Origin of the sequence: Arthrobacter sp. NQ7, assembly GCF_029581595.2 — a bacterium.
Classification (GTDB): Bacteria; Actinomycetota; Actinomycetes; order Actinomycetales; family Micrococcaceae; genus Arthrobacter; species Arthrobacter phenanthrenivorans_B.
This window is the reverse complement of the sequence record NZ_JARFXU020000002.1, coordinates 84,619-99,915: the sequence shown is the minus strand read 5'-3', so window position 1 is coordinate 99,915 and position 15,297 is coordinate 84,619. Positions and strand designations below refer to the sequence as shown.

Below are 15,297 nucleotides of genomic sequence, written 5' to 3'. Positions count from 1 at the left end.
CCGTGATCTTCCTCGACGCCGCCGCCACCACCCCCGTCCGCCGCGAAGTGCTGGACGCCATGTGGCCATACCTTACGGGGTCTTTCGGAAACCCCTCCAGCCACCACACCCTCGGCGAAGCTGCCGCAGCCGCGCTGGCGGAGGCACGGGCGGCCGTGGCCGGCGTGCTCGGTTGCCGGCAGGGCGAGGTGGTGTTTACGGCGGGGGGAACGGAAGCGGACAACCTGGCCGTCAAGGGAATCGCCCTGGCCCGGCAAGCCGCCGACCCGCGGCTGGACCGCGTGGTGATCAGCGCCGTCGAACACCCAGCGGTGCAGGAATCCGCGCGCTACCTCGAACGCTTCCACGGCTTCACCGTGGACGTTGTCCCGGTGGATGGCACCGGCCGCGTCACGCCCGCGGCGCTGGCGGGGGTGCTCCGGCCGGAGACCGCGCTGGTGAGCATCATGTATGCCAACAACGAGGTGGGCACCGTCCAGCCCATCGCCGCGCTCGCTGAACTGGCCCGCGCCCACGGCATTCCGTTCCACACCGACGCCGTCCAGGCCGCCGGCTGGCTGCCCTTCGATACGCGGGCGCTCGGCGTGGACGCGATGAGCATCTCCGGGCACAAGCTGGGGGCACCCAAAGGCTGTGGCCTGCTGTTCGTCCGGAGCCGCACCAGGCTGGAGCCGGTCATCCACGGCGGCGGACAGGAACGGGGCCGGCGGTCCGGAACGGAGAACGTGGCTGGTGCGGTTGGCTTGGCCACCGCCCTCAGGCTGGCCGGAGAACGCCAAGAAGATCAGCGCGAACGGGTTGCCGCGCTGCGTGACCGTTTCATCCACGAGGTCGTGGCCGGCGTTCCGGACGCCGTCCTGACCGGCCATCCCAGTGAACGGCTGCCGTCCGTGGCATCGTTCTGCTTCCCCGGCACCAGCGGCGAGTCCGTGCTCCTGGAACTTGAACGGCGCGGCGTGGTCTGTTCCAGCGGCTCCGCCTGCGCCGCCGGCTCCGATGCGCCCTCGCCCGTGCTCACCGCCCTCGGGGTACCCGCCGAGGTGGCGCAGACCGCGGTCCGCTTCAGTTTCGATTCCTCCGTGAGCCAGGAGGATTTGGACCATGCGGCCGCCGCCGTCAGGGCCGCCGTCGCCGGCGTCAGGAACCTGGGCGCGGGCCACGGCCGCTAGGCGGGTGGACGCCCCGATCAGCGGTGGCGGGCCCGGCGGAAGATCCAGTGCCGCAGCATGCTGAAGCGCACCGCGGTGGCCAGGAAGCCGGACAACGTGGTGGCCAGGAGTTCATCGCCCACCGTGGCGTCCGGATTGAACCAGTGCAGCACGCCCAGGCTGCTGCCGGTGATCACCAGGGCCACCGCGATCACCACCAGGCCGTTGAGGTGGTCACGCGTTCGGCGCTGCTGGCCCGCAATCTTGAATGTCAGCCGCCGGTTCAGGGCCGTGTTCAGCAGGGAGGTCAGGACCAGTGCCACCGCGTTCGCCAGCTGGGCGCCTAGCCACGGCCGCAGCAGCGCGTAGAGCCCCAGCGAGGCCGCCGTGCAGATGACGCCGACGCCGGAGAAGCGCAGCAACTGCCGGATGACCGGAAAACGCAGGATCCCGCGGTAATGCCTGGTAGCGGGCAATCGCCGGGCGGGGGACTCCTGGACGGGCGACTCCTGGATCGAGGGCGCTGCCGGCCCTTCCCTCACGCGGCGGCACCGGCGGCACGCTTAGTGCCGCGGGCAGGGGACAGTGACGGAAGGCGCAGGGGGCGTCTGGAAACAACCACCATGAATCAGTACAGCTCGCCCACGGGAATCTCCACCGCCAACCGGTTGGACGGCCCGGGGAGCGGGCACGCCCACGCGTCGTTGTAGGCACAGGAGGGGTTGTAGGCGAAGTTGAAGTCCAGGACGTACCGGGCGCTGGGGCCACTGCCGTTGACGCCGTGGAAGGCGCCCTTGATGGTGTCCAGGAGGTAGCGGCCGGCGCCGTAGGTGCCACCCGGCTGCCCGGCCGTGGCGTCGCGGAACGGCACGAAGATGCCCCCGCCGTAGCCGTGGAGCTTCCACACGGCCAGCTGGCCCATTTCCGGCAGGTCGAAAGTTCCCAGCCGGACAAAGTGCACCACGCCGTCGGTGCCCGTCTCGACGCTCATCTCCCGGCCGGCGCCTTCCTTGGTCAGCGGCACGTGGAACCGGTAGATGGGATCGTAGTCGGCGGTCTTCAGCCCGGAGAACCGGGCCTTGTCCGCGGCAGTCAGCGCCGAGGCCGGATGCGTGCCGAACATGAGGTCGCGCTGGTGTCGCCAGTACGAGTGCGCCTCGGCCGGGCTGTCGGCGGAGATCCGGCGGACATTGTCGTAGAGGGCGAACGTCCGCAGCCGCCAGTCGACGATATCCAAGGCGGAGATGTCCGCGGGGTTGTCTTCTGCTGCGCCGAGCTGATCTTCCGCCATAGCCCCAGCCTAGTCGCAGGGCAGGGCAGCGAAAGTTCGACGGCGACACGGCGGCGCGTGCGCGGGCGGAGGATGGCAGGGGACTGGCGGAGGGCGCTGCCGGCAGCGCAGGGAAACACCGCCGTGCCGGCCGCCGGCGCGGGTGTGCCGCCGCTAGGCTGGCTCCCATGACAGGCACGCCGCGATCGTCCGTTCTTTCCGCCATGTCACTGGTGGTTGCCGCAGTGCTGCTGGCGGCCTGCTCCGGGCCGCAACAGGCAGGCCCGGGGTGGACGGCCCAGCCGGCAACGTCGGGACCGGCGGCGTCCGGAACAGCGGCTGCCGGATCAGGGGCCTCGGGGACGGCATCGGCCGCTCCGGACGGGGCTGGCGGCTCCCAGGCTTCCGCCTCCGCGACGCCGGGCGAACCCCGGGCCGCGGCCACTGCCGCTTCCTGGAAGACCTTCTCGGACCCGGCAAAGACGGTCAGTTTCGACCTGCCGTCGGACTGGATCGCCCAATCGGTGGCGCCGGAGGAAGGTGTCCTTCCCGGCGGACTGAAGGTCGAGGTGAAGAAGCCCGACGGTACCTTCGTCGCCGCGCTCCGGACCGGGCTGCCGCCGTCGACCCCTGACTGCCCGGACGACGCCCGGCATCCGTATACGGTGATCAGCAGCGTCCCGTTCGACCTTGCCGCCCAGGGCGGTGCCGGAACCATCCCGCCGCGGATGGTCTACCGGGTCATCCAGGGGTACCGCTACTTCGGGTCCTACGGCATCACCAACCTCGTCGGCGGCACGGACGGCCGGGCGTGCGAACTGCGCAACGTGGTCCGTGGTCCGGACGGCAAGGGGGACTACTCCTTCGGCGACCTGGTGGTCCTGAAGGCATTCGCGCCCGATGAAAAGGTGGCCCCCGCGCAGGCCTTCGATACGCTCGCGCAGGCAGCCCAGTACGTCAACGACAGTTCCGACTTTGCCAACGTGCAGCGGATGCTAATGTCGCTGAAGGTCAAAAACTAGTCCCGCCGCCCGCACCCACCAGGTACCGGGGCGCGGACTTCCCGTCCGCCCCCAACACCCCCGGAGAGACATGGAACGTTCTGTTTCCGCACGCCTGGCTTTCAAAACCAGCGCCAACACCAAGGTGGCCATGGCCATCGCCGTCGCGAGGAACAGCGGGTACTCGTCCTTCGCAGAATCCCTGTCCGTCCTGGCCGGCGGGGAAGAGGTCCGGCTCACGGAGATCTCCGACCATCACGGCGGACGCTTCCACTACATGGAGTTCGCCGAGCCCACGGACGTGACGGTGGACTATTCAGCCACCGTGTCCGGCCGCGGCATTCCGGAAGACGCCAGCCTGGCGGACCGGATCCGCTACGTAAGGCCCAGCCGCTACGCCGAATCGGACCGGCTGCTTCCCACGTCCTACGCCGAATTCGAGGGGGTCCAGGGGGCCGGCCTGGTGCACGCCGTCCGGGATTGGGTCAACGGGGAGCTCCGCTACATCAGCGGCTCGTCCCGCGGCACGGACGGTGCCGTGGAGACGCTTCTGAGCAGGCGCGGCGTCTGCCGTGACTTCGCCCATCTGGCCATCGCCCTGCTCCGCTCCAAGGACATCCCCGCCCGCCTGGCGGCCGTCTACGCGCCCGGACTGAGCCCCATGGACTTCCACGCCGTGGCCGAGGCCTACGTGGAGGGCGCCTGGCACGTGATCGACCCCACCGGCCTCGCCCCGCGGGAATCGATGCTGCGGATCACCGCCGGCAGGGACTCCTCGGACACGGCCTTCCTCTCCACCGTGGGCGGCAGCCTGGCGTTGAACCAGCTGCGGGTCACAGCCGTGGTCAACGGGGACCTGCCCGCAGAGGATCCCTCCCGGCTGGTGCAGCTGGGCTGACCTGGTGCAGCTGGGCTGGCCCGGTCCAGCTGGGCTGGCCTGGTCCAGCTGGACCGGGCAGCCCGGGCGGCTTCCGCCCGGGCTGCCCACCGGCCCTTCCCGCCCGTCCCGCCTGCCCGTGAGGCGGCCCGGCCCATGCCGGGCCTAGCGGGGCAGCTGGCCCAGCGAATTCCGCAGCTTGTCCGTCAGGCGCATCAGTTCTTTTTGCTCGGCGGCGGTCAGTGCCGGGCCCACCAGCGCGGAAATGTCCCGGACATGCTCGCGGCCGATGTCCTTCTGCAGCTCCCGTCCTTCGTCCGTCAGCTTGAGCAGCACGCCGCGGCCGTCCTCGGGCGCCGGCATCCTGGCCACGAGTCCCCGCTTTTCCAGCCGTTCCACCAGCCGGCTCAGGCTGGACTGGCTCAACAGGACGTTGTCGTTAAGCTCGTTGAGCCGGAGCCAGCCGGACGGACACCGGCTGAGCGTGAACAGCACGTCGTACTCATTCAGCGCCAGCTTCCGGAACGCCGGCCCGGACTGCAGCCTCCGCATCACGGCGACCTGCGCCCTGAACAGCGATTCCCACGTTTCGGCAGCCAGCCGCACCGGCGATTCCGATCCCCCCGCAGCCACTACGCCTCCGACGTGGCTTTTTCGGCGTCCTGCGACGCCAGCAGGGCGGCGACGCGGCCCGCGTGGGTGGGCGGCTCGGGGACGTGCGCAGGCTTGAGGGCCGCGTATTCCTTGCGCAGCACCGGGAGCACTTCCTCGCCGAACAGGTCCAGCTGCTCCAGGACGGTCTTCAGCGGCAGTCCCGCGTGGTCGATGAGGAACAGCTGGCGCTGGTAGTCCCCAAAGTACTCGCGGAAGGTCAGCGTCTTTTCGATGACTTCCTGCGGGCTGCCCACCGTCAGCGGCGTCTGGGAGGTGAAGTCCTCCAGCGACGGGCCGTGGCCGTACACCGGGGCGTTGTCGAAGTACGGGCGGAATTCCTTGACCGCATCCTGGGAGTTCTTCCGCATGAAGAACTGGCCGCCGAGTCCAACGATCGCCTGGTCCGCCGTGCCGTGGCCGTAGTGCTCGTACCGTTCGCGGTAGAGGCCGATCAGCTGCTGGTAGTGCTCCTTGGGCCAGAAGATGTTGTTGGCGAAGAAGCCGTCACCGAAGTACGCGGCCACTTCCGCGATCTGCGGGGTGCGGATGGAGCCGTGCCACACGAAGGGCGCCACGCCGTCCAGCGGACGGGGCGTGGAGGTGAAGTTCTGCAGCGGGGTGCGGAACTTGCCGGACCAATTAACGGTGTCCTCATCCCACAGCTTGCGCAGGAGGCTGTAGTTTTCGATGGCCAGTTCCACCCCGTCCTGGATGTTCTTGCCGAACCACGGGTACACCGGGGCGGTGTTGCCGCGGCCCAGGACCAGGTCCACGCGGCCGTCGGCAAGGTGCTGGAGCATGGCGAAATCCTCGGCGATCTTCACGGGGTCGTTCGTGGTGATCAGCGTGGTGGCCGTGGAGAGGATGATCCGCTCGGTCTGCGCGGCGATGTAGGCAAGCGTGGTGGTGGGGGAGGAGGAGAAGAACGGCCGGTTGTGGTGCTCGCCCAGGGCGTAGACATCCATGCCGATTTCCTCGACCTTTTTCGCGATGGCCACCGAGGCCTTGATGCGTTCGTGCTCGGTGGGAGTGCGGTCCGTGGTGGGGTCCGTGGTGATGTCGCTGACGCTGAAAACACCGATCTGCATGATGTGCCCTTCCGTTGCTGGACTTGCTGACTTGGTTTAAGTCTAAACCAATTTAGATGCATTTGCATCTATTGCCTCCTGCAACGCCCTGCGGCAGGGATTATTCCCGCGCATCCTCTTCCGGGCTTGAATGCACCGATGCCCGCACCGCGGGGTGCGGTACGGGCATCGGTCGGGTCACTCGGACTATTCAGCGCCGCCGGGAGCAGCGCGCCGGCCGCTGACCTTGGGCACCTGGCCGGTGGTCCAGTCGCGGAACTCGCCGTCCACGTCCGGGCCGGGGCCGAATTCGGGACGGTCCTTCAGGTCCCGGAGCAGTGCCTTCTTCTCGCGCCGTCCCTCGACAAGCCGGTACAGGACCGGGACCAGCACCAGGGTCAGCGCGGTGGATGACACCAGTCCGCCGATCACCACCACGGCCAGGGGCTGCGAGATGAAGCCGCCCCCGCCCGTGAGCCCCAGGGCCATCGGGGTCAGGGCGAAGACGGTGGCCAGGGCGGTCATCAGGATGGGACGCAGGCGCTGCCGTGCGCCGTTGGTGATTGCATCCGCCACGTTCATGCCGGGGCGCCCGTCGCGCGGCTGCCGGTACTGGTTGATCAGGTCAATCAGCACAATGGCATTGGTCACCACGATGCCCACCAGCATGAGCATGCCGATCAGCGACGGCAGCCCGAGCGGTACGCCGGTGATCACCAGCAGGGCCACGGCACCGGTCGCTGCGAACGGCACGGAGACCAGCAGGATCAGCGGCTGGATGAGGGACTTGAAGGTGGCCACCATGATCACGTACACGATCGCGATGGCCGCCAGCAGGGCAAGGCCAAGCTGCCGGAAGGATTCCGCCTGCTGGGTGGTGGCGCCGCCGATCTGGGCGGTGACCCCCGGCGGCAGCTGGACGTCCGCCAGGCGCTTTTGGACTTCGGTGTTCACGGCGCCCAGGTTGGAGCCCGACGGCGTGATGGACACTTTGGCGGTGCGCTCACCGTTGCTGGCGGTGACGGACACGGGGGCGTTCACAAGGTCCACCGAGGCTATGCTTCCCAGCGTCACGGGGCGGCCGCCAGCGGGCAGCGGGATGTTCCGGACGGCGTCGATGCTGGTGAACCGGGTGCCCTTGCCGATCCGCACGGGGAAATCATTGGTGTCGATCCGCACCGTGCCGGCGGGGATGGGGCTGATGGTTGAGGCCAGGACCCCCGCCACCTGTTCCTCGTTCAGTCCCGCGGCCACGGCCTTGGCCCTGTCCACCTTGACCTGCACCACGGGCTGGCTGGCGGCAAGGTTGCTCGCCACTTCGCTGGTGCCCGGCACGCCGGTCATGGCCGCCACCATCGTGTCGCTGGCGGACTGCAGGTCCTCGCTGGTGGCTGCCTTCAGGGTGATGTCGACCGTGGAGGAGGTGCCGAAGCCGCCCTGCTGGGTGCCCACGGACACCTTGCCCGAGTCGGGCACCTTCGCCAGTTCCGACCTCACCGTGTCCTGGAGCTTCTCCTGGTTCGCCTTCTCGTCAGTGACCACGGTGAAGGTGGAGTTCGAGGAACCGGTGGAAGTGAGCGCCGCGAAGCCGGCCTGGGCGTTGCCGGAGGTGACCTGGACGTCCTTGATGCCATCGATTCCGCGGAGGACTTCCTCGAGGCGGATGGCGGCGGCGCTTGTGTCCGCAAGGCTGGTCCCGGGCGGGAGCACCTGCCGGACCGTGAGGCTGTTCTGTCCGGAATTGCCGAGCAGGTTCGTGGCGAGCAGGGGGGTCATGGCACCGGTGGCACCGAGGACCAGGACTGCTGCCAGCAGGGTGATGACCGGATGCTTCTGGGTGGACCGAAGGATGGGCAGGTAGCCGCGCTGCAGGCGGCTGCGCTGTTCGGCGTCGTGCGCTTTCGCCGTTGCCTCCGCGGCGGTCCGGCGGGCCTCAGCGGACCCCGCAGCCATTCCTGTCGGTGTTCCCTTGGGGTTCCTCAGGAACCAGTAGGCGAGTACCGGGACGATGGTCAGGGACACCAGCAGGGACGCCAGCAGTGCCATGGTCACGGTCAGGGCGAAGGGCCGGAACAGTTCCCCGGCGAGTTCGCCGACGAAGGCAATGGGCAGGAACACCGCCACCGTGGTCAAGGTCGAGGCGGTAATGGCGCCGGCCACTTCCCGGATGGCGGTGAGGATGGCGGCGGACTTTTCCTCGCCGTAGCTGAGGTGCCGCTTGATGTTCTCGATCACCACGATGGAGTCGTCCACCACGCGGCCGATGGCGATGGTCAGCGCGCCGAGCGTCAGGATGTTCAGCGAGTAGCCGGTGGCGGAGAGGCCAATGAAGGTGATCAGCAGGGACAGCGGAATGGACACTGCGGTGACCAGCGTGGACCGGGCGGACATCAGGAAGAGCAGGATGACGGCGACGGCGAAACCGAGGCCCAGCAGGCCTTCGGTGGTGAGGTCCTTGATGGACTTCTCGATGAAGGGTGCCTGGTCGAAGACCGGGGTGAACTTGGCATTGGAGCCCAGTTCGGTTTCCAGGTCCTTGAGCGAATCCCGCACCGCGTGCGAGATGCCCACCGTGTCGCCTTCGGGTTTCTTTGTCACCGACACTGCCAGCGTCTCAGCCCCGTTGGTACGGGTGATGGAGGTGCGTTCATCGTCCTTCAGGGACACGTCGGCCACAGAGCCAATGGTGGCGGCGTTTTTAGCGCCGGCCAGGGGCAGCGCCTTGATGGCGTCAAGGGAGTCCACGGGGCTGCCGATCTGCAGCGAAAGGGTCTTGCCCTGGTCCTCGAGCGTGCCCGCGGGGACCAGTGCCCCGTTGCTGGAGAGGGCGTCGCGGATGGCGGTGAGGCTGGTGCCGTTGGCCGCGACGGCGTCGGGACGCGGCAGGATCTCGATGTGCTGGGACGCGCCGCCGGTGACATCGGCGCTGCGGACGCCGTCGATCTTCTGCAGCCGGGGCACGCTCAGCCGCTGCAGGTCGGCGTTCAGTTCGCTGAGCGGCTTGTCCGACGAAACTGCGAGGAAGACGATGGGAAAGTCACTGATGCTTCCGGCGATGGCCTGCGGCTGCACATCGGCGGGCAGCGTCCGCTTGGCGTTGGAAATGGCCCGGTCGATCTGGTTCCGGGCCCGGTCCAGGTTGGAGCCGTAGGTGAACACCATGGTGATCTGGGAAACGCCCGTGCGCGACGTGGAGGAGGTGGATTCCAGCCCCTCCACGCCGTTCAGCGCCTTTTCCAGCGGACCGCTGACCTGCTTGTCCACGACTTCCGGTGACGCGCCCGGCATTGAGCTGAGCACCGTGATCTGCGGGAACTCAATCGAAGGGATGAGCTCCTGCTTCAGCGACGAAATGGTGATCACGCCGAAGACCGAGGCGAAGACCGTGATCAGTGCGATCAGGGCCCGGTTCGCCAGGGAAAGATGGGCCAGCCGGAACATGGGTGGTCTCCTGGGGGTCTAAGTGACTGGTACATGCCCTGGGGGTGCCAGCCGCTGGCCCCGCAGGGTCAGCGGCTGGCGCGAACGCTCTCCAGCTGGAGGGACTTGGCCGTGGCCCGTTCCAGCTCCGTGGCGAGCTCCGGATTCTCATCCAGCTTCACCCCGTAGCCGGGCATCATGTCCTTGAGCTTTGCCTGCCAGCCCTTGAAGTTCTTGGGGAACGTCTTCTGGAGGAGCTCGATCATGATGGGGACAGCGGTCGAGGCTCCGGGCGAGGCGCCCAGGAGCGCACCGATGGAGCCGTCGCGGCCGGCAATCACTTCGGTGCCGAACTGAAGGATGCCGCCCTTTTGCGGGTCTTTCTTGATGATCTGTACACGCTGGCCGGCCGTAATGAGTTCCCAGTCCCCGCCCTTTGCCTCGGGGTAGTACTCGCGCAGCGCCTCAACCTTCTGGTCGTGCTTCTTGACCACTTCCTTGACCAGGTAGGCCGTGAGGTCCATGTTGTCCTTGGCCACGGCCAGCATGGGAATGATGTTGCCCGGCCGGATGGACAGCGGCAGGTCCAGGTAGGAGCCGTTCTTGAGGAAGTTGGTGGAGAAGCCTGCGTACGGGCCGAACAGGAGTGACCGTTTTCCGTCAACGTAGCGGGTGTCAAGGTGCGGGACGGACATGGGGGGAGCACCCACGGACGCCTGGCCGTAGACCTTGGCGCTGTGCTGGGCGGCGATGGCCTCGTCCGTGCAGCGGAAGAACTGGCCGGAGACGGGGAACCCGCCGTAGCCCTTGCTTTCCGGAATGCCGGAGGCCTGCAGCAGGTGCAGGGCTCCGCCGCCGGCGCCGACGAAGACGAATTTGGCGTGGATCTTGCCGTGCTCGCCGGACTTGGGGTACTTCAGCGACAGGTCCCAGCCGCCGTCGGACGCCCGGGAAATGCCGGTGACGTCATGGCCGTAGTTGATCTCGACGCCGTTGTTCCCCATGTAGCTGATCAGCTCGCGGGTCAGGGCGCCGAAGTCGACGTCCGTGCCCTCGGCGGCGCGGGTGGCGGCGATGCGCTGCTTGGGGTCGCGGCCCTTGACGATCAAGGGGGCCCACTTGGCGATCTGCGCGTGGTCCTCGGAGTACTCCATGCTCCGGAACAGGGTGTGCGGCTTCAGTGCCTCGTAGCGGGTCTTCAGGAACCGTGTGTGGTCCTCGCCGATGACGAAGCTCATGTGCGGGACGGTGTTGATGAAGCCCTTGGGCGAACCGATCAGGTTGTTGTCCACCAGGTGGGACCAGAACTGGCGGGAGAGCTGGAACTGTTCGTTGATGAGCAGTGCCTTGGCGGGGTTGACCGAGCCGTCTTTGGCTGCGGGCGAGTAGTTGAGTTCGCAGAGGGCGGCGTGACCCGTTCCTGCGTTGTTCCACGGATCGGAGCTTTCGAGTCCCGGCTGGTCCAGCCGTTCGAACAGCGAGATGGTCCAGTCCGGCTCCAGCTGCTTGAGGAATGCCCCCAGCGTGGCGCTCATGATGCCGCCGCCTATCAGGACAACGTCGGCGTGTGGGGTCTTGGAAATGAAGGTCACGATCAGTCTCCGATTGCAGCGGCTCTGGCTGTCACAGAATATCCCCGTGCAGCCCGCATACTGAAATTGGCCGTGCCCGTCAAGGCTTTAGCTGGACCTTCGTGAAAACTTCGTTTAAGACCGGCGACGCGGGGTAGTTCAGCACCCGGTCCGACAGCGCCAGCGCGGAGATGGGGAAGGCGATGGGAACGGCCGGCACGGTCGCGGCGATCTGGGAGTTGATGCTGTGATAAAGCTCATCCCGTTCCTTCCCGTCAGGCAGTCCACGCGCCCGGTTGATCTTCGAAAAGACCTGCGGATCCTGGTACCCGAACTCGCCGTTCTTCTGCCCGAACAAGGGGCCAACGAAGTTGTCCGCATCGGAGTAGGAACCGTTCCAGCCGAGGATGTGGAACGCGTGGTCGCCGGCGGACTGGACTTTGCGGAGGTAGCCGTCGGACCAGTCGACGGGCACGGGCCGGATGTTGAACCCGACGGCGGTGAGCTGGCGGCTGAGCTCGGCGTACACCTTCTCCGGTGTGGGCAGGTACGGGCGGGTGACATTCAAGGGGTAGTAGAACTTCAGTTCCTCGCCCGCGTAGCCGCCGTCCTTGAGGTAGTCCTTGGCCTTCAGCGGGTCGTGGCCAAGCTCCGGCGCGTCGTTGTTGAAGCCGCTGATCTTGGGTGGCACAAACTGCGTGGCCTTCGCCGTGTTGTCAATGAAGAATTTCCGGATCAGGGTGTCCTTGTCGATGGCAAGCTCCACCGCCTGCCGGATCTTCTGGTTCTGGAGGACGGGGATGTCCTGGTTCATGCCCAGGTACATCACCGAGAACGGGTCGCGCTGGACGATCTGCTTGCCGCGCTTGACCAGTTGGTCGAAATTTCCCACCGTTACGGCGTCGTAGCCGTCGATGGTGCCGTCCAGCAGGGCCTGGAGCCGGGCCTGGGGGTGGTTGTAGGCCCTGAAGTTGATGGTGGCGATCTGGCCGCGGTCACCCCAATACCTCTTATTGGTGGCCAGGGTGACACTGTCGCTGCCCCACGCCCCCATGGTGAAGGGGCCGGTGCCGACGGGGTTGGTGGCGAACGCGGACATCACCTGGCCGCCCCGGTTCTGGTCCAGGACATCCGCCTTGCCTGCGGCGAGGGCTGCAGGCGATGCCATGGCGAAGGCCGGCAGGGTCAGGGCCTGGAGGAACGCGGTGAAGCGCTGCGTGAGGTCGATCTGGACGGTGTCCGCCGCGACCGCCGTGCAGCTCTTGAAGATCGACAGCTCCGGCTCGTCCGAATGCGCCTTGAAGACATCCTTGAAGGAGCTGCCCGGGGCCTGTTGGCGAAGCTCGGCAGGGAAGGCGAACCACCGGTTGAAGTTGACGCAGACGGCGTCGGCGTTGAACGGCGTGCCGTCCTGGAACGTCACCCCGGTGCGGAGCTTGAAGGTGTAGGTCCGTCCGTCGTTGGACTCGTTCCATTCGGTGGCCAGCAGCGGTGTGGGTTTGCCGGTGGTCTGGTCCACGCCCACCAGGCCTTCGAGGATCTGCCGGGTGATGCGCTGGGATTCCACGTCGTTGGACAGGGCCGGGTCCAGTCCCAGGGGCTGGGCGGCGGTGCCGAAATTGAACGTTGCGCCGGGTTCCGACGGCGGCGAGCTGGGTGTCCCGGACGTGGGGGAGGGGGACGGCATGCCCGTACATGAGGTCACGCCCAGAGCCATGAGGACGGCGCCGGCTTTGATGACCGTCCGCCGCGATGTACTGCTGGGCACTCGTTTATCACCTCTGGATGCTGCCGGTTCCGCCGCTTGCGGGCCGGGACCCAGTCTAGAGGACTGGGCCTGGAGCCGGTCCCAGGCAGGGGCGTGACGCGCCAAGGCCGGGTCCGCTGGTTGCCAGCGGACCCGGCCTTTTGGGGGGCCTGGAGGGTGCCTACCCGCGCATCGGTCCTACTTGGGCATCAGGACCGAATCGACCAGGTAGACGGTCGCGTTCTTGGTCTTCACGCCGCCGCAGATGACGTTGGCGTTGTCCACCTTGAGGTTGTCTCCGCTGCCGGTGACGGTGACGGAGCCGCCCTCAACCGTTGCGTGGGTGCCGGCGATCTTGTCCGGGGTGATCTGGCCGGGCACTACGTGGTAGGTGAGGATCTTGCTCAGCAGGGCGTCGTCCGTCTTCAGCGTCTCGATGGTGGCGGCATCGATCTTCTTGAAGGCGTCGTCCACCGGTGCGAAGACGGTGAATTCGCCGCCGTTGAGCGTGTCCACCAGGTCGACCTTGGGGTTCAGCTTGCCCGAAACCGCGGCGGTGAGCGTGGTCAGGATGGGGTTGTTGGAGGCGGCGACGGCCACCGGATCGAGGGCCATGCCTTCAACCGATCCTGCGCCCGTGGGTACCTGCTGGGCGTAGGCGGCGCAGCCGGGGCCAACCAGGTTGGCTGCCGGATCCATGCTGGCTGCCGAGGAGCTTGCCGACGGCGAGGCCATGGCGGAGCTGGACGGGGAGGCCATGCTGGAGCTGGGGGAGGATGCCATCGGCGCCGACGACGCCGAGGAGCCGGAGGTGCTGCCGGATCCGCCACATGCCGTGAGGCTGAGCAGAGCGGCCGCTGCAACGCCTGCGACGGTGAAAGTGGTGCGCTTGAAGGTCTGCATTTCAGTTCTCCTAGGATTGTTCGTCCTGCCGCCCGGACGGTGTGTCCACGGCGTGCAGTCTGCCTTTCGGTAAGCACCTGCCCTTGGCTGGTGTCTCAATGGCTATTCGCCGGGTGGGCGGCGGTGGATGGGTGGATCCTGGGAGTTTTTCTATTCGGGGCAGAAATTGGTGGCAGGACGCCGGGTGGTTAACGCAGGAATCCCCCGGCAAAAGCCGGGGGATTCCGCTGTGCGCAAGGGGGGACTTGAACCCCCACGCCCGAAGGCACAGGAACCTAAATCCTGCGTGTCTGCCAATTTCACCACTCGCGCCCGGCATCCGGAGGCGTAGAACGTACGACGGCGGATGCCAGTTTCCATTGTAGCGTTGCCCCGGGACGGGCCCGGGCAGCCACGGCTGGGTCAGGCGTCCAGGTTGAGGTCCCTGCGAAGCTTGGCCACATGGCCCGTGGCCCGGACGTTGTATTGGGCCAGGGCAACGTTTCCGTCCGGGTCCACCACCACAGTGGAGCGGATCAGGCCCTCATAGGTCTTGCCGTAGTTCTTCTTTTCGCCCCAGGCCCCGTAGGCCTCCGCCACCGCGTGGTCCGCGTCGGAAAGCAGGGGGAACGTCAGTTCCTCTTTGGCGGCGAATTTCGCGAGCTTCTCGACGGGGTCGGGGGAGATGCCCAGGACCTCGTAGCCGGCCGCCTGCAGGGAGGCGAGGCTGTCCCGGAAATCGCAGGCTTCCTTGGTGCAGCCGGGCGTGGCAGCCGCGGGGTAAAAGTAGACAATGGTGGAGCGGCCGGGGCGCGGGTCCAGGCTGACGGCTTTGCCGGTTGAGTCGGGCAAGGTGAAAGCGGGTGCCTTGTCACCGGTAACGAGTCTTTCGGCCATTGTTTTTCTCCTTGTTGCGGGCGGGACACAACAGCCTAGTAAGCAGGTGGACCGAGTGCTAATCGGCATTTGGCTATACTTGCTGCTATGCCTGATATGGATCACTGGCCCACAGGGCGCCTCCTGTCCACTGCTGCGCGCCTCGTAGAACACTCATGGAATGAAAAACTCGGTGCCATCGGACTCACCCACGCCGGTGTTATCGCCATCGAGGTCCTTGCCGCGCAGGGACCCATGACCCAGGCGCAGCTGGCGCAATATGTCCGCGTCCAGGCCCAGACCATGGGCAAGACACTGAGCCGCCTGGAGGCCCACGGCCACATCGCGCGTGTCCGCAGCACTTCCGACCGCCGAAGCCACGTGGTGTCGCTGACGGAACAGGGCAAGGAGGCAGTTGCCCAGGCCGTGGAGATGGAGCGTTCGGTGCTCGCATCGGCGTCGATCGATCCCGAACTGCTGCGCCAGGAACTCAAGGCCGTGGTCCGTGAGCTGGCGAGCCAGTTCTCCACTACTCCCGCCAACGCGGGCGCCCTGGTGGACAACGCAGCAAAGTAGCTGCCACTGATTTTCAAGGAAAGCGCGGCCCCGGTTGATAAAACCGGGGCCGCGCTTCTTTGTGCCCCCGGCCCGCGGCGGCAGCCGCGGCACCGGACCCAGCACAAGGAAAACGAGGGAACAACAAAACAGCCGTGCATAACAAAACAGCCGTACACAACAAAACAGCCCCTGGTTTGTGTTTCCACAAACCAGGGGCTGTTTTCCC

13 protein-coding genes and 1 tRNA gene are annotated in these 15,297 nt (G+C 66.9%); 4 read left to right on the top strand and 10 right to left on the bottom strand.

Going from position 1 to position 15,297, the window contains the following annotated elements; all coding sequences use genetic code 11:
- Positions 1-2: 2 nt before the first annotated feature.
- A complete protein-coding gene (locus tag PUN71_RS03285) occupies positions 3-1,169 on the top strand; it encodes a cysteine desulfurase family protein (protein WP_277797518.1) in 1,167 nt (388 codons plus the stop codon).
- Between the two features lie 17 nt (positions 1,170-1,186).
- Here the strand turns inward: PUN71_RS03285 and PUN71_RS03280 are convergent, their stop codons facing one another.
- Positions 1,187-1,690 carry a GtrA family protein gene (locus PUN71_RS03280; RefSeq protein WP_277797344.1) on the bottom strand — a complete coding sequence of 168 codons (504 nt, stop codon included), beginning with the start codon at positions 1,688-1,690 and terminating at the stop codon, positions 1,187-1,189.
- Positions 1,691-1,776: 86 nt separating this feature from the next.
- Positions 1,777-2,439, bottom strand: coding sequence for a DUF1684 domain-containing protein (locus tag PUN71_RS03275; RefSeq protein WP_277797343.1), 663 nt, complete (start codon positions 2,437-2,439; stop codon positions 1,777-1,779).
- 167 nt (positions 2,440-2,606) lie between these two features.
- Here PUN71_RS03275 and PUN71_RS03270 point away from each other — a divergent pair, with 167 nt between their 5' ends.
- On the top strand, positions 2,607-3,440 hold the full coding sequence (locus PUN71_RS03270) for a hypothetical protein (protein WP_277797342.1): 834 nt from the start codon (positions 2,607-2,609) through the stop codon (positions 3,438-3,440).
- Between the two features lie 70 nt (positions 3,441-3,510).
- The gene (locus PUN71_RS03265; RefSeq protein WP_277797341.1) at positions 3,511-4,317 is read left to right on the top strand and encodes a transglutaminase-like domain-containing protein; all 807 of its coding nucleotides are present in this window, start codon (positions 3,511-3,513) and stop codon (positions 4,315-4,317) included.
- 144 nt (positions 4,318-4,461) lie between these two features.
- Here PUN71_RS03265 and PUN71_RS03260 read toward each other — a convergent pair whose 3' ends face one another.
- The 8 genes from PUN71_RS03260 to bcp form a co-directional block, all read right to left on the bottom strand.
- Entirely contained in the window at positions 4,462-4,929 is a 468-nt protein-coding gene (locus PUN71_RS03260; RefSeq protein ID WP_043453297.1) for a MarR family winged helix-turn-helix transcriptional regulator, read from the bottom strand.
- Complete coding sequence (locus PUN71_RS03255) at positions 4,929-6,038, bottom strand: LLM class flavin-dependent oxidoreductase (protein ID WP_277797340.1); 1,110 nt, start codon at positions 6,036-6,038, stop codon at positions 4,929-4,931. The genes PUN71_RS03260 and PUN71_RS03255 overlap by 1 nt, the downstream gene beginning before the upstream one ends.
- Before the next feature lie 186 nt (positions 6,039-6,224).
- A complete protein-coding gene (locus PUN71_RS03250; protein ID WP_277797339.1) occupies positions 6,225-9,458 on the bottom strand; it encodes an efflux RND transporter permease subunit in 3,234 nt (1,077 codons plus the stop codon).
- Between the two features lie 68 nt (positions 9,459-9,526).
- Positions 9,527-11,029 carry a malate:quinone oxidoreductase gene (locus tag PUN71_RS03245; protein WP_277797338.1) on the bottom strand — a complete coding sequence of 501 codons (1,503 nt, stop codon included), beginning with the start codon at positions 11,027-11,029 and terminating at the stop codon, positions 9,527-9,529.
- A gap of 79 nt (positions 11,030-11,108) precedes the next feature.
- Entirely contained in the window at positions 11,109-12,776 is a 1,668-nt protein-coding gene (locus PUN71_RS03240) for an ABC transporter substrate-binding protein (protein WP_277797337.1), read from the bottom strand.
- Between the two features lie 177 nt (positions 12,777-12,953).
- On the bottom strand, positions 12,954-13,658 hold the full coding sequence (locus PUN71_RS03235) for a fasciclin domain-containing protein (protein WP_043453287.1): 705 nt from the start codon (positions 13,656-13,658) through the stop codon (positions 12,954-12,956).
- 230 nt (positions 13,659-13,888) lie between these two features.
- Positions 13,889-13,970, bottom strand: a tRNA-Leu gene (locus tag PUN71_RS03230).
- Between the two features lie 90 nt (positions 13,971-14,060).
- Positions 14,061-14,534, bottom strand: coding sequence for a thioredoxin-dependent thiol peroxidase (gene bcp / locus PUN71_RS03225; RefSeq protein WP_043453285.1), 474 nt, complete (start codon positions 14,532-14,534; stop codon positions 14,061-14,063).
- Positions 14,535-14,630: 96 nt separating this feature from the next.
- On the opposite strand from bcp, the gene PUN71_RS03220 reads away from it, so the two are divergent.
- A complete protein-coding gene (locus PUN71_RS03220; protein WP_043453283.1) occupies positions 14,631-15,089 on the top strand; it encodes a MarR family winged helix-turn-helix transcriptional regulator in 459 nt (152 codons plus the stop codon).
- Positions 15,090-15,297: the final 208 nt, after the last annotated feature.

Bases quoted from the DNA above. Each gene is read 5' to 3' on its own strand.
- PUN71_RS03275 (WP_277797343.1), bottom strand. From the start codon at position 2,439: ATGGCGGAAGATCAGCTCGGCGCAGCAGAAGACAACCCCGCGGACATC.
- PUN71_RS03270 (WP_277797342.1), top strand. From the start codon at position 2,607: ATGACAGGCACGCCGCGATCGTCCGTTCTTTCCGCCATGTCACTGGTG.
- PUN71_RS03265 (WP_277797341.1), top strand. From the start codon at position 3,511: ATGGAACGTTCTGTTTCCGCACGCCTGGCTTTCAAAACCAGCGCCAAC.
- PUN71_RS03255 (WP_277797340.1), bottom strand. From the start codon at position 6,038: ATGCAGATCGGTGTTTTCAGCGTCAGCGACATCACCACGGACCCCACC.
- PUN71_RS03250 (WP_277797339.1), bottom strand. From the start codon at position 9,458: ATGTTCCGGCTGGCCCATCTTTCCCTGGCGAACCGGGCCCTGATCGCA.
- PUN71_RS03235 (WP_043453287.1), bottom strand. From the start codon at position 13,658: ATGCAGACCTTCAAGCGCACCACTTTCACCGTCGCAGGCGTTGCAGCG.
- bcp (WP_043453285.1), bottom strand. From the start codon at position 14,534: ATGGCCGAAAGACTCGTTACCGGTGACAAGGCACCCGCTTTCACCTTG.
- PUN71_RS03220 (WP_043453283.1), top strand. From the start codon at position 14,631: ATGGATCACTGGCCCACAGGGCGCCTCCTGTCCACTGCTGCGCGCCTC.